Below are 16578 nucleotides of genomic sequence, written 5' to 3'. Positions count from 1 at the left end.
CGCTGTACTAAACTAGTTGTATCAAAGTAATGCTTTGATGTGGCATTTCTCTCTATGTTCACCAACAAAATTATTGTTGGACAAGTTTAGCGCAGGCTCTGCGGAGCCGTTTCCCCTAGGCCCAAAAAAAGGAAAAGTTTGGGCCGTTTTTTTGGCTGTAGTTCCACTATACGTGAGTTTGGACTACGCTATACGAATACCGTCTTTCTCAATGACAATTTTACCCTGCTTGTATAAGCCACCGATGGTCTTTTTATAAGTCCCTTTACTTGTGCGGAAAGCATCAAAAATCGCTTCAGGAGAAGACTTGTCATTCAAAGGCAAAAATCCGCCTTTCTTCTCTAGCAAGTCAAGGATCTTACTAGAAAGATCGTCCATTTTCGCCACACCGACTTTTTGTAGAGCAAGGTCGATTTTGCCATCTTCACGAATGTGCTTAATAAAGCCTTTCAGCTTTTTACCGATGTAAAGCTTACCAAAAACATCCGATGGGAAAATCATGCCCCAATGCTTACCGTTAACGATAGCTTTATAACCAAGTTGACTACGCTCTGCGATGATCAAATCAACTTGTTCGTTAACTTCATAATTCGCTGGAGTTTTATCTAACCATTTATTGAACTTAGTCGTACCAACAATGCGACCTGACGCTTTGTCGGTATAAACATACACTAAAATGGTTTGTCCGGCAGAGAAGCGAGTGCGTTGCTCACTAAAAGGAATCAGTAAGTCCTTCTCTTTGATGCCCCAATTTACAAAAGCACCTGTCGCATTCACACCCTCAATCTTCATTAAACCCCATTCACCCACTTGGGCAATTGGTCTTTCAATGGTCGCAGCAAGTTGGCTTTCTGAATCGAAGTACAGAAATACGTCTACATGCTCACCAATTTCAGTACCCTCTGGTACATACTTACTAGGTAGTAGAACAGAACCGTAATCATCGCCATCCAGAAATACGCCAAAATCAGCCTTTTTAATGACTTCTAAGCTGTTAATTTGACCAATTTTAATCATTGATTTTGTCTCTTTTTAAATTTACGTGGAATTATACCTAAACTAACAAGAAAATCAGAGAGAAAAGCATAGTGCTCTGTTATGCTGTTGTCGTTCAGCTATATGCCCCAGTCACTCTTTTAGTACTCTTATACTTACCTGCTCAACGGAACGCATAAGTTAAGAATGCTTTAGCAAAGTCAGGAGCTTTCTTTGGTCACCGTCGATAAACAAGACTCAATAACATTAAAAATCAGTCATGCACTCGCAAAGAGCAAAAGTGTCGACCTAGATATTTACTTTTTTATACCTGGTGAGCTTGGTTTAAACGCCGATATCATCAGTGAATCCGAATTTTATTACACCTCAATCACACAGCAACGATCTTATTACAGTACTGAAATCCTTCTTCCGCTAGTACACAGTCGACTTGCCAAACGTGGACGCCTGTCGAATCAGCAATACCGAGTAAGTTTGAGTTTGTTCGCTTACCAATACGTTATCGCGCTAGACAAAGCGGTAGCAAGTTTAAACAAGCATGAGAACAACTCCGTAACGGAAGAGGAAGTGGACGAAGTTATCGAGCTCACGCTTGAGATCTTAAAGCGCTTGCGGCGTTCTATTCCTTATGAAGAGAACTTAAAACGCTACTACGTTAACATCGATAACTATCTGTCTTGGTATACCGAGCAAAAGTTCCTGTCACTGGTGGCCCATCTACCACGTGAAGGCGACTATGGCACGATCAAAAAGCGTCTGATCACGCTATGTGAGAAAGAGCAAGCCCATCGTAAACTCAACAAATACAACTCATCAAGAGTCGTTGAAGACGTTACTCGCCTATCTAACAAAATGCGCTTGCTAAGGCGATTGATTGAACACCCTATCGTGCTTCGTGAAGAAACCATATCGATGGGTAACAACATTAAGCGCGCTATCAAAGGTATTGCAACCGGTTTAGTGATGGTTGTCGTGACCTCAACCGTGATTCTCGCTCGCGATTATCTGGGGGAAATTTCTGCCTCATTCATTATCGCGATGTCTTTTATTTACGCTTTACGAGAAATCTTTAAAGATGATTTACGCGATGCCATGTGGCGATGGATCCGTAAAGGCAAGCCAAAATGGCGTAAGAAGTATGTTGATCCAACGACGAAAAAAGTGGTTGGCAAAAAATTGGAGTGGCTCGATTATCGTACCTTAAGTAGCTTGCCGGATAAGATTCAAAGAATACGTAAAAAGCGCGTCGTGCAACGTGAAGAGCAGATTCTTCATTATCACGAGAAAACCGAAATGGCGACCTCTCTTTTCTTGAGTGGTTACGAACAAACGAGAGAAACGTTGAACATCAGTTTGCGCCCTATCATCCGCTTGATGGATAAAAGCTCAAACCGAGTTTACCGTTTAAATGAAGGTCAAGTAACCAAAGAGTCAGTAGAGAAACGTCATTTGCTCAATGTGATTGTCAAAGAGGACAACCACACCGATGAGCCTGTTTATTACCGCTGGAAAGTGGTCTTAAATCGCTCCAAAATCGTCTCTATCGAGAAGATTGAACTCAATTAAGCCAACGCCTTTAAACAAACGAGCCACAAACCACTAAGCAGCCTCTTTTCTTTGTTGGGCTGCTTTTTTTATCGAAAGAGTAAGCGAGAATTCAGCCATTGGCTCGTCACCATGTAAGTTAGGACACAGCGCGACAATTTTTACGTCACGATTTACTCGTTCACCCGTTGCCAAGGTGTGCTCGAGCATCTCATCAATGACATGACCATCGTTACAAACAAAGTGCACATCGGCTTCCGGGCGCTTTAAAAACTCGGCTTTCACACCTTTAAATGCTAGCGAGATCGCTTCTCCCTTTTCTTGCGCTTTACTCATAGCAAGAAAACCACCAGCAACATCAGCGCCAACGGCTAAAGCGCCGAAATACATGCTATTCAGGTGGTTCTTCGTTCTTCTGCGCAATGGGATACGAACCTCAACATGCTTGCTATCTATCGCAATGATTTTAGGGTGGCAAAGCCAAATCAGCGGCACTTTCGAAAAGCCAAACAGATTTAGATACAAATTCGCACGACGTAGAGCTGATAACATTTTGGTCTCCTTACCAATCTAGTCAGACCAGTTAATCAACGAAAGAAATAGATGTCAAAGAAATGTTAACAAAGGCTCGATCTCACGAGTTATTTAACCCTCATAAAGTGACGGCGTCACCCGTAAGGTATGAAGTTTATCGCAGTTACTTAGATTACCTTACAGCGAGATAGATAAAATGGTTATAAATTCAAATGTATATATATTGATTTAATGATCAAGTTTTGTCATTTATACATAAGTCATTTAAATGAATACCTACACCTTTGTATACAATTCGGTATTTCCTGGCGAAGATTCCCGTGAAACGGTTTATTCCTGCCTGTAATTCCGTTATCTTTACCCCTTCGCAATAGAGAATAAAGCTATAACATGCCTATAAAAACAGATGAATTGAGAACCCAGCCTTTGGGTCCAATGCCTACCCCAGCAGAGCTAGGTAGTGTACATCCTATTACGGATGACGTTGCAGACCGTATCGCTCAATCTCGTCGTCAGATTGAAAACATTTTATCGGGTGAAGACAATCGCCTTCTTGCGATTGTAGGTCCGTGTTCTGTTCACGACACTGAAGCTGCCATTGATTACGCCACTCGCCTGAGTGAAATCCAAGACAAGTACAAAGACGAACTGTTTATCGTGATGCGTACTTACTTTGAAAAGCCTCGTACAGTAGTTGGTTGGAAAGGTTTGATTACGGACCCTAACCTAGATGGTTCTTACGCACTTGAAGCTGGTCTTCATAAAGCTCGTAAACTACTACTGGATATCAACAAGCTTGGTCTTGCGACTGCTACTGAGTTTCTTGATATGATCACTGGCCAATACATCGCGGATTTGATCACTTGGGGCGCGATTGGTGCTCGCACAACGGAATCACAAATTCACCGTGAAATGGCGTCGGCACTATCTTGCCCAGTTGGTTTCAAAAATGGCACAAATGGCAACGTAAAAATTGCAATTGATGCAATTCGCGCATCGAAAGCATCGCATTACTTCTACTCGCCAGATAAGAACGGTCGAATGACGGTTTACCGCACAAGTGGTAACCCTTACGGTCATATTATTCTGCGCGGTGGAGAAAAAGGCCCTAACTTTGATGAAGCATCAGTCAAACAAGCATGTGATGCTTTAGCTGAGTTTGGATTGCCACAACGTTTGGTTGTGGATTTCAGCCATGCAAACTGTCAGAAGCAACACAGAAAACAAATCGACGTAGCTCAGGACATTTGTAACCAAATTAAGTCAGGCAGCACTCGTATTGCGGGTATCATGGCTGAAAGCTTTATTCTTGAAGGCAATCAGCCAATGACTGACATCAATAACCTAACGTATGGTCAGTCTATTACAGATCCATGCCTAGGTTGGGAAGACACTGCTACAATGCTAGATATGCTGGCAAGCGCTGTTAAGTCCCGAAAGTCCCTATAACAAAATAATCAAGGAATCTTCATGCCATCGTTTGATATTGTTTCTGAAATCGATACGGTTGAACTACGTAACGCCGTTGATAACGCTAACCGTGAATTGTCTACTCGTTTCGATTTCCGCAACGTAAATGCGAGCTTTGAGCTAGTAGAAGAAAACGTAAAAATGTCTGCGGAAGGTGACTTCCAACTTAAGCAAATGCGCGACATTTTACGCGGCCACTTAGCGAAGCGTAACATTGACGCGAACGCAATGGATGCACAAGACCCAGACGTTACTGGTAAAAACTGGCACCAAACTCTGCTTTTCCGCCAAGGTATTGATACTCCAACGGCGAAAAAAGTAGTGAAACTTATCAAAGACGCAAAGTTAAAAGTACAAGCCTCTATTCAAGGCGACAAAGTACGTGTTACTGGTAAGAAACGCGACGACCTGCAAGCGACAATGGCAGCGATTCGTGAAGCAGAGATGGGTATCCCATTCCAGTTTAACAACTTCCGTGATTAATCAATCTGAGAAGTAAATAAAAACGCCAGCGCATAATCCGCTGGCGTTTTTTATTGGCTTTAGTGTAACGAACTACGTATCCACTTTAGCATTTGGCATTGCTAGATAACTAAGTCCTGCCCTTGCAGCAATACGAATTCGCTCGTTCCTTGTGGTATGAACACGCAAATTCGAAGCTTTTCAGCTTTAGCCTTAGCCAGCATATCCGAAAGCTCAGCAGCGCTCGAGAAAGCTTCTCTTTCTGCATCTCTTCGTATTAGTTCTAACACATTCGCTTCACATCGAGTTGAGTACAGAGCCAGCTCCGCTTGTTGCATATAGCGTACGGCTTTTATTGGCAACATCTCAACATCTTTCCCAACATGAACCCAAGTACAACTTCCCTTTTCATCTAAAGGTGTTGCCATGGTCGCTTGGTAAATTGCTTCTAACTCTCGATTATCTCGTGCGTTTTCAACCTCGGGATTCGAGAAGAATTGCTCCCAAAACTTACGGCGTAAATCGACGCTAGGCAATGCCTCTTTAATTGAGTTTCGCTTTGAGTTAGCAAAATCCGCCATCAACCCCATGTTTTGTGGCAGTATCGATTCAAGCTTTTCACGGATGTTTCGAATTAAAACTGGCGAAGCTCCACCACTAGAGATAGCGATTTGGATGCGGCCACGATTAATCATTGACGGCGTGATGAAATCACAGTAAGGCTTATCATCCACAACGTTAACCAAGATGCCTAGCTCTTTAGCATCTTTGTACACTTGGTGATTTAGCTCAGGATTGTCTGTCGTCGCCCACACTTGAACAAAGCTTTTAGTGACAATGTCACTCGAATAGAAACGTTGTACCCAGCGCAGTTGATGCTCAGAAGCAAGCTTAGACAGAAAATCAACCAACGTCGGAGAAACGATAGTCACATCCGCCCCAGCCTTTAGCAACGCTTCCACCTTTCGGCTTGCCACCTCACCGCCACCCACGACGAGAACGGGTTTATTAATTAAATCTAAGAACAGAGGAAAATATCGCATTTCAATCCATGATTACTCTAATTAGCTGTTGTAGACCATGCTACCAAAAATGGGGCAAGCTCATCACCCTGTTTCGGTATCACAAATAATTTTTGTTTGAATTTTTACTGAACTTCACCTTGCTCAGCTAATGACAGTTTTAATAACAACTTTTTATTCTTTTGTATTGTTCACTCTTCTATTGATTGTTCTGATGCACCAAATTGTCCATGAATTGCACTATTTACAAACAATTAACATTTCGTCATTCTAAATCTCAAGGCACTTTGTAAGTTCTCTCAAAACTTCATTTAAATTATATATTTGAGAATTAACAGATCCTTTCCTACGCTTATAACTGGTTGATCTATCGAATGCCGTTTCTTCGAAAATCAATCACGTAGGACGATAACTCTAACGAATTGGACACGTTATTTCAGGTCACTCCTGATTAAACATGGATCATACAGGAAGGATACAAATGGCAAATAAACTCACAGTTCTTGCTTCCGTCGTAGCGGCTTCTACTGCGATGATGGCAACATCAGCTCAAGCAGCAGACACTACTCTGGACAAAGTCACAAAACAAGGCTTTCTTACTTGTGGCGTAAGTACCGGTCTACCTGGTTTCTCTAACCCTAACTCAAAAGGCGAATGGGAAGGTATCGACGTAGAATATTGCCAAGCACTGGCTGCAGCCGTTCTTGGGGATAAAACTAAAGTTAAATATGTACCCCTAACCGCAAAAGAACGTTTCACTGCGCTTCAATCTGGTGAGATTGATGTGCTTTCCCGTAACACGACCTGGACTCTCCACCGTGACACTGCACTGGGCCTAAACTTTGTAGGTGTGAACTACTACGACGGTCAAGGCTTTATGGTGAAGAAGGAACTTGGTATATCAAGTGCTAAAGAGCTTGATGGTGCGTCGGTATGTGTTCAATCAGGTACAACAACTGAGCTAAACCTTGCAGATTATTTCCGCAACCAAGGCATGGCGTACAAACCAGTGGTATTCGACACAGCTGCGCAAACTTCGAAAGGTTTTGATGCGGGACGCTGTGACGTATTAACAACTGACCAATCTGGCCTTTATGCACTGCGTTTGAATTTGAAAGATCCGTCCTCTGCGGCCGTTCTTCCAGAAATCATCTCTAAAGAGCCACTAGGTCCAGTCGTTCGTCAAGGCGATGATCAATGGTTTAACATCGCTAAGTGGACATTGTCTGCGATGATTAACGCTGAAGAATACGGTATTAGTTCGAAGAATGCGGATGAAATGCTGAAGTCAACAGATCCAAACATCAAACGTATCCTCGGTGTTGATGGCCCTAAAGGCAAAGGTTTGGGTATTCGTGACGATTGGGGCTACCAAGTTATCAAACAAGTTGGTAATTATGGTGAAAGCTTCGAACGTACAGTCGGTACTGGTTCGCCGTTAGAAATCTCTCGTGGCGTTAATGCGCTATGGAATGCAGGCGGCTTTATGTACGCGCCACCAATCCGATAGAAAGAGTTAATCAGGGCGGTTCATGCCGCCCTTTTTCTTGATTATATCTCACTGTATGAGTAAGGATCGCTCATTGGATGGCGAAAAGCGCTCGCTTGGTGGAACGGCTTTAAAGGTTCGTAAGCCACTAGACATGAGAGAGTTATTCTTTAGCCAGCAAGGACGAAACTTCGTTATACAGGCCGATATCTATAACTAAGGTTTGAGGTTATCGCTGTATGAAACCGACACAAGATGCATCGCCAAGTACGATGTCCAAACCAAGCGGAAGCAAGAGCCTGATTTATAATCCTGCCTTTCGTTCTGCTATTTTCCAGATCATTGCCATTGCTGCACTGGTATTTTTCTTTTACACGATTGTAAACAACGCTCTCAATAACTTAGATGCTCGTGGTATTGCAACGGGCTTCGGTTTTCTGAATCAAGAAGCCGGGTTTGGTATTGGGTTAACATTAATTGAATACGATGAAACGTACTCTTACGGCAGAACATTTATCATCGGCCTTCTTAATACGGCGTTAGTCTCCGTATTAGGTATTATTCTGGCTACTGTGATTGGCTTTACCATGGGGGTTGCCCGCCTTTCTTCTAACTGGTTAGTTAGTCGTTTAGCGGCAGTTTATATCGAAACTTTCCGAAATATCCCCCTTCTTCTGCAAATATTCTTCTGGTATTTCGCTGTTCTTCAAGCATTACCCTCACCACGCCAAAGCTTAAGTCTTGGTGAAGCTATTTTCCTGAACGTTCGTGGCTTATATTTCCCTGCACCGACTATGGAACCTGGCAGTAGCTACGTTATTGCCGCGTTAATCTTCGGGGTAATCGCAAGCTTATTAATTAATGTATGGGCGAATAATAAGCAACGTCTCACTGGGCAACAAACCCCAATGGGAAGAATAGTTTTGGGTTTAGTTGTTGGCCTTCCATTGGTTGTGTACTTCCTTGCTGGTATGCCAATTTCACTGAATTATCCTGAACTAAAAGGGTTTAACTTCCGAGGTGGTATTAGCATTATTCCTGAATTGGCTGCGCTACTTTTGGCATTGAGTGTTTATACAGCTTCTTTCATTGCTGAGATTGTGCGCTCTGGTATTAATGCGGTTAGCCATGGTCAAACCGAAGCAGCGATGTCGCTAGGCTTACCACGCTCGAAAACTTTAAAGCTTGTTGTCATTCCTCAAGCGTTACGAATTATTATTCCACCTTTAACCAGTCAATATCTCAACCTCACCAAAAACTCATCGTTAGCGATGGCGATTGGTTACCCAGATCTTGTCTCTGTGTTTGCTGGTACTACCCTGAACCAAACGGGACAAGCGATTGAGATCATTGCGATGACGATGGGCGTGTACTTGACATTAAGTCTGATTACGTCTGCATTAATGAACTTGTATAACCGTAAAGTCGCGCTGGTGGAGAGATAATATGAGTACTCATCAATTTCAACCGGATCTCCCACCACCCGCCAATACTGTAGGCTTCGTTGGTTGGATGCGGAAAAATCTATTTAATGGCCCTATCAATTCCATTGTTACTGTCATTCTTGCGTATATTGTCGTAACTGCAATATGGTATATCGTGGATTGGGCGTTTATTAACGCAGACTGGATTGGCTCAACGCGTGACGACTGTAGCCGAGATGGTGCTTGCTGGGTATTTATCAGCGTGCGCTGGGAGCAGTTCATGTATGGTTTTTATCCAGAGTCCGAACTATGGCGCCCTCGCCTTTTCTATATCACATTGGCCATATTTACTGTTTTACTCGCGTATGAGAAGACACCGAAACGGATGTGGATTTGGCTTTTCTTCGTAAACATCTACCCATTCATCATCGCTGGGCTGTTATACGGTGGTGTCTTTGGACTAGAAGTGGTCGATACACACAAATGGGGTGGACTACTCGTTACGCTCATTATTGCGTTAGTTGGTATCGTAGTTTCACTGCCAATTGGTGTGGTGCTTGCGCTTGGTAGACGTTCAGAGATGCCGATCATTCGCAGCATTTGTACCGTCTACATTGAAGTTTGGCGTGGCGTTCCGCTGATTACGGTTTTGTTCATGGCTTCGGTTATGCTTCCATTATTTATGTCTGAAGGTTCAGAGACAGATAAACTGATTCGCGCCCTTATCGGTGTGGTTATGTTTGCCTCCGCTTACATGGCAGAAGTGGTACGCGGTGGTCTACAAGCCATTCCGAAAGGTCAATATGAAGCCGCTGATGCGCTTGGGTTAAGTTACTGGAAAAAGACTGGGCTGATTATCTTGCCACAGGCGCTAAAGATTACTATTCCTTCTATCGTGAACACCTTCATCGGTTTGTTTAAAGACACCAGTTTGGTACTCATCATTGGTATGTTTGACGTACTCGGTATAGGGCAAGCAGCAAACACCGACCCTGAATGGTTAGGCTTTGCTACAGAAAGTTATGTATTTGTCGCGTTAGTGTTTTGGGTGTTTTGTTTTGGCATGTCACGCTATTCGATATGGCTTGAAAACAAACTTCATACCGGTCACAAACGATAACTCATCAAGATCAAGGACGTATTATGACGCAACAACAAGACTACATGATCCAATTGAAGGACATGAATAAATGGTATGGTGAGTTTCACGTACTAAAAAATATTAACCTCGACGTTAAGCGCGGCGAGAAAATCGTTATCTGTGGTCCATCAGGGTCGGGAAAATCAACGATGATTCGCTGTATTAACCGTCTTGAAGAGCACCAAGCAGGCAGCATTTACGTCTCTGGTACGGAATTAACTGAAGACTTAAAGAACATTGAAGCAGTGCGCCGAGAAGTGGGCATGTGCTTTCAACACTTTAATCTCTTCCCTCATTTAACCGTACTGGAAAACTGTACGCTCGCGCCTATCTGGGTGAAGAAGATGCCAAAAGATGAGGCAGAAGCAGTTGCGATGAAATATCTGGAACGTGTAAAAATTCCAGACCAAGCGGAGAAGTATCCCGGTCAGTTGTCTGGTGGTCAGCAACAACGTGTGGCGATTGCTCGCTCTTTGTGTATGAACCCTAAAGTCATGCTTTTTGATGAGCCAACATCTGCACTCGACCCGGAAATGGTTCGCGAAGTACTGGATGTAATGGTCGAACTCGCCGAGGAAGGCATGACTATGCTTTGTGTGACACATGAAATGGGCTTTGCTAAAGAGGTTGCCGATCGCGTGATATTCATGGACGCAGGAGAGATCATCGAAGAAAACAACCCGGTCGACTTCTTTGAGAATCCTCAATCGGATAGGACCCAAAACTTCCTAGCGCAAATCTTACACCACTAAGATTTAGCCGAATCGACATAAAAAAGCACTGGTTTCTATGAAGCCAGTGCTTTTGTTACTAAATTCAAAAATCTGTGTGAGAATCAACATAGCTATGCTAGGCAGTAATATTGTGTTACAAGTTGCCAAATACATAACATCTTATTTCCATTATCATTTTATCTAGGATATGCATGAAAAGGGCTTGATTTTTTGAACTTTCAGCCCCATAAATGTACCAATAGTAAACTCCCTTATTGAGGATAATTATGAACAGTCCAATGTTTACTCGTTCAACAAGTGTTCCTAATACACTAGAAACTAACAAAGTACTGAAAAACACTTACTTCCTACTGTCGATGACACTGATGACCAGTGCTATCGCAGCAGTCGCGACTATGGCAATGCAAATTTCACCAATCATGGCAATTGTGATGCAGCTTGCAGCGATTGGTATTTTGTTCTTTGTTATGCCAAAGGCAATCAACTCATCATCTGGTATCGTTTGGACATTCGTTTTCACGACTCTAATGGGTGGTGCTTTAGGTCCAATGCTTAACTACTACGCATCAATTCCAAACGGTCCTACTATCATTGCTCAAGCTCTAGGTTTGACTGGTATGGTGTTCCTTGGCCTATCGGCTTACACCATTTCAAGCAAGAAAGATTTCTCTTTCATGCGCAACTTCCTGATGGCAGGTTTGATCATTGTGATCGTTGCAGCGCTGATTAACATCTTCGTTGGTTCAACAATGGCTCACCTAGTAATCAGCAGTGTTTCTGCACTCGTGTTCTCTGGTTTCATCCTATTCGATACAAGTCGTATCGTTCGTGGCGAAGAGACAAACTACATCAGTGCAACAATTTCGATGTACCTAAACATCCTTAACTTGTTCACTAGTCTACTAAGCATTCTAGGTATTATGAACGACGATTAATCGTTTCTCGTTAAGTAGAATAAAAAAGCCCGAAGGTAATTCCTTCGGGCTTTTTCTTTGTGTGCAATTCAGTGTATTACGCCTGCTCTACAGACAACTCGATAACTTCGTCAGCTTCTGGATTTTCTCTAAAACGTCTCACTTTGATCGTTTCCTCTCCTAACATGATTTGCTTGGCGATTCGGTGCATACCGTCAAAAACACGATAGTCACTGGTTAAGATTACCGGATACGACAAATCAGCATTGTTGATTCGTTGGCAATGTTTTGCAATTTCACGGCAGGTTGGCCGTGGCCCTTCATGACTAAACCAAGTCACTTCATTTGGGCCTTTTATATCATCAATCGCAATTTCTTCTACAGGTAAGGATTCTGCAAGTTGCCAAATACGCTCGATGGACCAAGTGGATTTTACATTGTCATTAATCTCAATGTAACGTTGTTTCGACATGACTAACTCCTTGTCATCATTGTTGTTTCTAACCTGAATACAGGCTTTTCATTAATCCAATGAGAATATCGGTCTATGAAAACAAACACAACGTTTAAGCTATTAATTCTCAAACAATCGCTATATCGCCTGTATGAGCGCTTTAAAATCACCTCTCTCAGTTTGTAAACTGATTTCAGGGTATAACTTGTCTTAATTCAAACCGCGACTTCGCAATCGCTCATCGACTGATGACAAGAAGCAAAATACTCCAAACGCAACCCACCAATAACCGAACATCTTGAGCGCGGGCAACCAGACTACTGATTTACCAGCTACGCTAAAAAATATGTAGGCCGACATCATCGGTGTCACTAACATGACTCCCCAAGTCAAAAAAAGTAACGGCCCATAGATGTACTGCAACCAAGCATACTTCGGTTTTATAGGATTATGTTTTACAAATCCCGTCAGACATAGAAAAGAGAAAATGCTAAAACATGCTTGCAGTACCGCCCATCCAATGGAAACGAAAAGATTCGACCACTCCATACACTCCTGAATTGCTCCGTGTTGTTGTTAAGCATGGGTGAACATAACGATTTTTTTCAATTTATTCTTTTGATTTAAAACTAGTTTATATTCGTTGTGATCGACTTATCTAAAACAATAAATATAACTGACAAATCAATCACACCAAGCGAATTGCATAACAATGCAAAACCACCGATATCAACCCCGAAAATTTTCTAACAACACGAATAAAAAAACAAATTTATGCTTAAAATATAATTTAAGAGTATTCAGTTATAGGCCACTACTTTGTACGCTTTTGCTTCGCTCGGCACTACTTCGAGATTCTTTTGTTGAGAACATTCTCGGCTGTCGCTAATCTATAAACATCCATGTTTACTTAACGGATAAAACGTTATGTTCGTTTACAACGGCAAAGAAATTGAAACGGATGCTCAAGGCTACTTATTGGATCATACTCAATGGGAAGAAGGTATGATTGAGCTTTTAGCAAAAGAAGAAGACATCGAGCTTACGGATGCTCATTTGGAAGTTGTGCATTTTGTGCGAGACTTTTATGAAGAGTTTAATACCTCCCCTGCAGTGCGTATGCTTGTGAAAGCGATGGAAAAAGCGCACGGCCCGGAAAAAGGTAACAGTAAGTATCTATTCAAGCTGTTTAAAAAGGGACCAGCCAAACAAGCAACCAAATTAGCCGGCCTACCAAAGCCAGCTAAATGCTTGTAGATTCATAAAATTTTAAAACCGCGTAACGGCTTATACGACGCAGGTTCCTGCATCACATGCTCTACTGTTGCCGTTCGCGGTCCTTTTTGTAACCATTCCGAAAACGCAACTATTTGCGCGTCTGTTCCACACGCCATCACTTCAACATCACCATTGTTTAGGTTCTTCGCATAACCTGTTAACCCTAGCTTCAATCCTTGATGGGAAGTATGGTAACGAAAGCCCACGCCTTGAACATGACCTTTTACTATAAATCTCTCACACTTTACGTTCATCTTTGTACCGCTTCTTTTTACTGAGTGATATATTCTTTTCGTCTATTCACCCCACTAAGGATAGTGGGTTTTTGCACGGTTATTATAATTATGAAAGAAATTCCATTCCGCTGGATTGATAAGTATCTCATTCACTTAAAGATTCAAGAAAAGTTCTATTTGCTCTTCGTTCTCCCTCTTCTTGCTTTAGTCATTCTCACTCTCGTCCTTAATAGCGCGGCTAATACACTGATCTCAAGTATGTACCAAGAAGAGCTCATGCTTATGAAAGGTCTGATAGAGGCAGGCAACCTTTCTCAATCTCAAGTAGCAAGCCTCATAGCGGGTTCAGAAACCGTTTCTATTGGCTCTGGTTCGCAATCCGTGTCTGTTTTAAATGGTGCGTACAGTTTGGTTGCGAACCATGAACTTTCTTTATGGACTGCCCTATCAACGACTCAAGTGAGCATCATCTGTGTGAGCTTGTTTATTCTCGCTCTTGGCGTTTACTACATCATGACGTTTATTGGCGGCGCGATGTTCACGATGAACAAAGCATTAAACACCCTTGCGGGTGGCGACTTAACCGCGAGAATGAACTTCTTCCCTGTTCGCGACGAGTTTAGTGAAATTGCTATTACGATAGACAAAGTTGCAGAACGAGAGCAACAAATGGTGCTGTCGATTCAAGAGTCTGTGGCTTTAATGCAACAAATTAGCTCAGATCTGAATCAATCGATTCATCACAGTTCAGATATTTCAGCGACTCAGCAAGAACACCTCAACTCTCTTGCGAGTGCAACTGAACAGATGGCATCAACGATTCGAGAAGTCGCGACACTAGCTCACGATTCAAGCACGCAAACCGATGATGCACGTAACGTGGCTCAGTCTGGACAAGTGAAAGTTGAGAATACGCTTCACTCGATTTCGAACCTTTCTAATGAGATTCAATCTGCGTCTCAAGCCGTTGCCGAGTTAGATGCCAATGCAGCACAAATTGATGAAGTCGTGACAACCATCAATGGGATCTCCGAGCAAACCAACCTACTTGCTCTGAACGCGGCTATTGAAGCTGCACGTGCTGGAGAACAAGGTCGTGGATTTGCGGTCGTTGCGGATGAGGTTCGCGCTCTTGCGGGACGCACTCAGCAAGCGACAGTTGAAATCCAAACGATGATTGAATCATTACAGCGTAACAGCCAGTCGCTTACTAAGCTGATGGAAGTGACAGTTAATAATGCAAATGAGGGACAAAACCTCATGACGGAAGTGAATCACGAAATCGGCTCTTTGGCAGATAAAAATCAAACTATCTCCGACAGTAGCATTCAAATTGCAACAGCAGCTGAAGAGCAAGGTGTAGTCGCGGACAATATCGCCTCAAGCGTTGAAGAAATTCGAGTTCAAGCAGATAACGTGTGCAATATGATAAGCACGACTTCACAAAACGTTGATCAACTGCGTAAGCAAAGCGACACAATGGAAGCACTACTTACTGGACTTAAAGCATAGCAACGGAATCTGTTACAGCAAATTCAAATAAAAGGGTCACTTTAGTGACCTTTTTTGTATTTAAAAGTCACTACAATGTACTGGATTGCCGAGGGATATTGCTTTTACCATTCACATCCCGGACAATACGCCCCTTTCAAAATTCAACAAGAGCTAATGAAATGACAGCTGCTATCTATTTGGTTAAAGGTCGCGAGAAATCGGTCAAGCGCAAGCACCCTTGGATCTTCTCTCGAGGCATCAACAAAGTTGAGGGCGAACCTGCTCTTGGCGAAACGGTTGATGTATTCACTCACGACGGTAAATGGCTAGCTAAGGCGGCATATTCGCCAGCTTCACAAATTCGTGCTCGTATTTGGAGTTTTGAGAAAGAAGAAATCGACACCGCGTTTTTCGTTAAACGACTTAAAGACGCACAACTTCTTCGTGAAGACATTATCGAACGTGATGGCCTTACGGGTTATCGCCTTATCGCAGCAGAGTCTGACGGCTTACCAGGCGTTACGATCGACCGTTACCAAAATTTCTTTGTGTGCCAACTTCTCAGTGCTGGCGCAGAACACAATAAGCAGGCTATTGTTGACGCTCTGGTTGAGTGCTTCCCTGATTGTAATGTGTACGAGCGCTCTGACGTGGCCGTTCGTAAAAAAGAAGGTTTAAAAGAGATCACAGGCGTCTTGCACGGCGAAGAGCCACCTAAATCAGTCGTCATCGAAGAAAATGGCGTAAAGATTAGTGTAGATATCGTTGGCGGACACAAAACAGGTTTCTACCTAGATCAACGTGATAGTCGCCAGCAAGCGATGAAATATATGAAAGGCAAAGAAGTTCTTAACTGCTTCTCTTACACAGGTGGCTTCGGACTTTACGCTCTAAAAGGTGATGCAAAGCGTGTGATTAACGCTGACGTGTCGCAACCTGCTTTAGATACCGCAAAATTCAACGCAGAGCTAAACGATTTTGATATTTCGAAGAAGCGTGCCGTGTTCCTAAATGCAGACGTGTTTAAGCTGCTTCGTGAGTATCGTGATCAAGGAACTCAGTTCGATGTTGTGATCATGGACCCACCGAAGTTCGCAGAGAGCAAAGCACAACTAAACGGCGCATGTCGTGGTTACAAAGACATCAACATGCTAGCAATGCAAATTCTAAAACCGGGCGGCACGCTACTGACCTACTCTTGCTCTGGCTTGATGGATCAAGTTCTGTTCCAGAAAATCATCGCTGATGCAGCCGTAGACGCTAACCGCCAAGTAAAGTTTGTGGAGCGTTTTGAACAAGCCGCTGACCACCCAACCGATACCGCATATCCAGAAGGTTTCTACTTAAAAGGTTTTGCATGTAAAGTGCTTTAATTATTGCCTGAA

General features: G+C 42.9%; 17 protein-coding genes. 12 read left to right on the top strand and 5 right to left on the bottom strand.

Going from position 1 to position 16578, the window contains the following annotated elements:
* Window positions 1-183: 183 nt before the first annotated feature.
* Window positions 184-1017: a S1 RNA-binding domain-containing protein gene (locus R7O13_RS20935; protein WP_042523003.1), complete on the bottom strand. Its 834-nt coding sequence runs from the start codon at window positions 1015-1017 to the stop codon at window positions 184-186.
* A gap of 192 nt (window positions 1018-1209) precedes the next feature.
* Between R7O13_RS20935 and R7O13_RS20930 the strand changes: the two genes are divergently transcribed.
* Window positions 1210-2562 (top strand): hypothetical protein, encoded by a 1353-nt coding sequence (locus R7O13_RS20930; protein WP_053304486.1) that lies wholly within the window; start codon window positions 1210-1212, stop codon window positions 2560-2562.
* 33 nt (window positions 2563-2595) lie between these two features.
* On the opposite strand, the gene R7O13_RS20925 is transcribed toward R7O13_RS20930, so the two are convergent.
* The gene (locus R7O13_RS20925; protein ID WP_005377418.1) at window positions 2596-3093 is read right to left on the bottom strand and encodes a DUF4442 domain-containing protein; all 498 of its coding nucleotides are present in this window, start codon (window positions 3091-3093) and stop codon (window positions 2596-2598) included.
* Between the two features lie 372 nt (window positions 3094-3465).
* On the opposite strand from R7O13_RS20925, the gene R7O13_RS20920 reads away from it, so the two are divergent.
* Together R7O13_RS20920 and R7O13_RS20915 are read left to right on the top strand one after the other, a co-directional pair.
* Entirely contained in the window at window positions 3466-4524 is a 1059-nt protein-coding gene (locus R7O13_RS20920) for a 3-deoxy-7-phosphoheptulonate synthase (RefSeq protein ID WP_005377417.1), read from the top strand.
* Between the two features lie 21 nt (window positions 4525-4545).
* A complete protein-coding gene (locus tag R7O13_RS20915; protein WP_005377415.1) occupies window positions 4546-5028 on the top strand; it encodes a YajQ family cyclic di-GMP-binding protein in 483 nt (160 codons plus the stop codon).
* A 101-nt stretch (window positions 5029-5129) separates the two neighbouring features.
* On the opposite strand, the gene R7O13_RS20910 is transcribed toward R7O13_RS20915, so the two are convergent.
* Complete coding sequence (locus R7O13_RS20910; RefSeq protein WP_005390199.1) at window positions 5130-6050, bottom strand: bifunctional precorrin-2 dehydrogenase/sirohydrochlorin ferrochelatase; 921 nt, start codon at window positions 6048-6050, stop codon at window positions 5130-5132.
* 460 nt (window positions 6051-6510) lie between these two features.
* Between R7O13_RS20910 and R7O13_RS20905 the strand changes: the two genes are divergently transcribed.
* From R7O13_RS20905 to R7O13_RS20880, 6 genes are all read left to right on the top strand, one after another.
* On the top strand, window positions 6511-7539 hold the full coding sequence (locus tag R7O13_RS20905; RefSeq protein WP_005377403.1) for an amino acid ABC transporter substrate-binding protein: 1029 nt from the start codon (window positions 6511-6513) through the stop codon (window positions 7537-7539).
* Window positions 7540-7612: 73 nt separating this feature from the next.
* Complete coding sequence (locus R7O13_RS20900) at window positions 7613-7738, top strand: hypothetical protein (protein WP_256895753.1); 126 nt, start codon at window positions 7613-7615, stop codon at window positions 7736-7738.
* Between the two features lie 19 nt (window positions 7739-7757).
* Window positions 7758-8963 (top strand): amino acid ABC transporter permease, encoded by a 1206-nt coding sequence (locus R7O13_RS20895; protein WP_005377402.1) that lies wholly within the window; start codon window positions 7758-7760, stop codon window positions 8961-8963.
* A 1-nt stretch (window position 8964) separates the two neighbouring features.
* Window positions 8965-10062 (top strand): amino acid ABC transporter permease, encoded by a 1098-nt coding sequence (locus tag R7O13_RS20890; RefSeq protein ID WP_005389988.1) that lies wholly within the window; start codon window positions 8965-8967, stop codon window positions 10060-10062.
* A gap of 23 nt (window positions 10063-10085) precedes the next feature.
* Window positions 10086-10835: an amino acid ABC transporter ATP-binding protein gene (locus tag R7O13_RS20885; RefSeq protein WP_005377400.1), complete on the top strand. Its 750-nt coding sequence runs from the start codon at window positions 10086-10088 to the stop codon at window positions 10833-10835.
* Window positions 10836-11083: 248 nt separating this feature from the next.
* Window positions 11084-11752 carry a Bax inhibitor-1/YccA family protein gene (locus R7O13_RS20880; RefSeq protein ID WP_005494926.1) on the top strand — a complete coding sequence of 223 codons (669 nt, stop codon included), beginning with the start codon at window positions 11084-11086 and terminating at the stop codon, window positions 11750-11752.
* Between the two features lie 76 nt (window positions 11753-11828).
* Here the strand turns inward: R7O13_RS20880 and R7O13_RS20875 are convergent, their stop codons facing one another.
* Complete coding sequence (locus tag R7O13_RS20875; protein WP_047102337.1) at window positions 11829-12203, bottom strand: chromosome partitioning protein ParB; 375 nt, start codon at window positions 12201-12203, stop codon at window positions 11829-11831.
* Between the two features lie 909 nt (window positions 12204-13112).
* On the opposite strand from R7O13_RS20875, the gene R7O13_RS20870 reads away from it, so the two are divergent.
* Window positions 13113-13442 carry a TusE/DsrC/DsvC family sulfur relay protein gene (locus tag R7O13_RS20870; protein WP_005377396.1) on the top strand — a complete coding sequence of 110 codons (330 nt, stop codon included), beginning with the start codon at window positions 13113-13115 and terminating at the stop codon, window positions 13440-13442.
* A 2-nt stretch (window positions 13443-13444) separates the two neighbouring features.
* Here the strand turns inward: R7O13_RS20870 and yccX are convergent, their stop codons facing one another.
* Complete coding sequence (gene yccX / locus R7O13_RS20865; RefSeq protein ID WP_149192327.1) at window positions 13445-13717, bottom strand: acylphosphatase; 273 nt, start codon at window positions 13715-13717, stop codon at window positions 13445-13447.
* A gap of 90 nt (window positions 13718-13807) precedes the next feature.
* Between yccX and R7O13_RS20860 the strand changes: the two genes are divergently transcribed.
* Together R7O13_RS20860 and R7O13_RS20855 are read left to right on the top strand one after the other, a co-directional pair.
* Complete coding sequence (locus R7O13_RS20860) at window positions 13808-15211, top strand: methyl-accepting chemotaxis protein (RefSeq protein WP_017821867.1); 1404 nt, start codon at window positions 13808-13810, stop codon at window positions 15209-15211.
* Window positions 15212-15372: 161 nt separating this feature from the next.
* Window positions 15373-16566 (top strand): class I SAM-dependent methyltransferase, encoded by a 1194-nt coding sequence (locus R7O13_RS20855; RefSeq protein ID WP_165439096.1) that lies wholly within the window; start codon window positions 15373-15375, stop codon window positions 16564-16566.
* The last annotated feature ends 12 nt before the right edge of the window (window positions 16567-16578 follow it).

The organism is Vibrio sp. Y176 (assembly GCF_033438945.1).
Note: the sequence above shows the minus strand (reverse complement) of the source record. Positions and strands in the feature narration are given on the sequence as shown.

What these genes read in the sequence shown, in the direction of transcription:
- R7O13_RS20935 (WP_042523003.1), bottom strand. Translation starts at nt 1,017, where the DNA reads ATGATTAAAATTGGTCAAATTAACAGCTTAGAAGTCATTAAAAAGGCT.
- R7O13_RS20925 (WP_005377418.1), bottom strand. Translation starts at nt 3,093, where the DNA reads ATGTTATCAGCTCTACGTCGTGCGAATTTGTATCTAAATCTGTTTGGC.
- R7O13_RS20920 (WP_005377417.1), top strand. Translation starts at nt 3,466, where the DNA reads ATGCCTATAAAAACAGATGAATTGAGAACCCAGCCTTTGGGTCCAATG.
- R7O13_RS20915 (WP_005377415.1), top strand. Translation starts at nt 4,546, where the DNA reads ATGCCATCGTTTGATATTGTTTCTGAAATCGATACGGTTGAACTACGT.
- R7O13_RS20910 (WP_005390199.1), bottom strand. Translation starts at nt 6,050, where the DNA reads ATGCGATATTTTCCTCTGTTCTTAGATTTAATTAATAAACCCGTTCTC.
- R7O13_RS20905 (WP_005377403.1), top strand. Translation starts at nt 6,511, where the DNA reads ATGGCAAATAAACTCACAGTTCTTGCTTCCGTCGTAGCGGCTTCTACT.
- R7O13_RS20895 (WP_005377402.1), top strand. Translation starts at nt 7,758, where the DNA reads ATGAAACCGACACAAGATGCATCGCCAAGTACGATGTCCAAACCAAGC.
- R7O13_RS20890 (WP_005389988.1), top strand. Translation starts at nt 8,965, where the DNA reads ATGAGTACTCATCAATTTCAACCGGATCTCCCACCACCCGCCAATACT.
- R7O13_RS20885 (WP_005377400.1), top strand. Translation starts at nt 10,086, where the DNA reads ATGACGCAACAACAAGACTACATGATCCAATTGAAGGACATGAATAAA.
- R7O13_RS20880 (WP_005494926.1), top strand. Translation starts at nt 11,084, where the DNA reads ATGAACAGTCCAATGTTTACTCGTTCAACAAGTGTTCCTAATACACTA.
- R7O13_RS20875 (WP_047102337.1), bottom strand. Translation starts at nt 12,203, where the DNA reads ATGTCGAAACAACGTTACATTGAGATTAATGACAATGTAAAATCCACT.
- R7O13_RS20870 (WP_005377396.1), top strand. Translation starts at nt 13,113, where the DNA reads ATGTTCGTTTACAACGGCAAAGAAATTGAAACGGATGCTCAAGGCTAC.
- yccX (WP_149192327.1), bottom strand. Translation starts at nt 13,717, where the DNA reads ATGAACGTAAAGTGTGAGAGATTTATAGTAAAAGGTCATGTTCAAGGC.
- R7O13_RS20860 (WP_017821867.1), top strand. Translation starts at nt 13,808, where the DNA reads ATGAAAGAAATTCCATTCCGCTGGATTGATAAGTATCTCATTCACTTA.
- R7O13_RS20855 (WP_165439096.1), top strand. Translation starts at nt 15,373, where the DNA reads ATGACAGCTGCTATCTATTTGGTTAAAGGTCGCGAGAAATCGGTCAAG.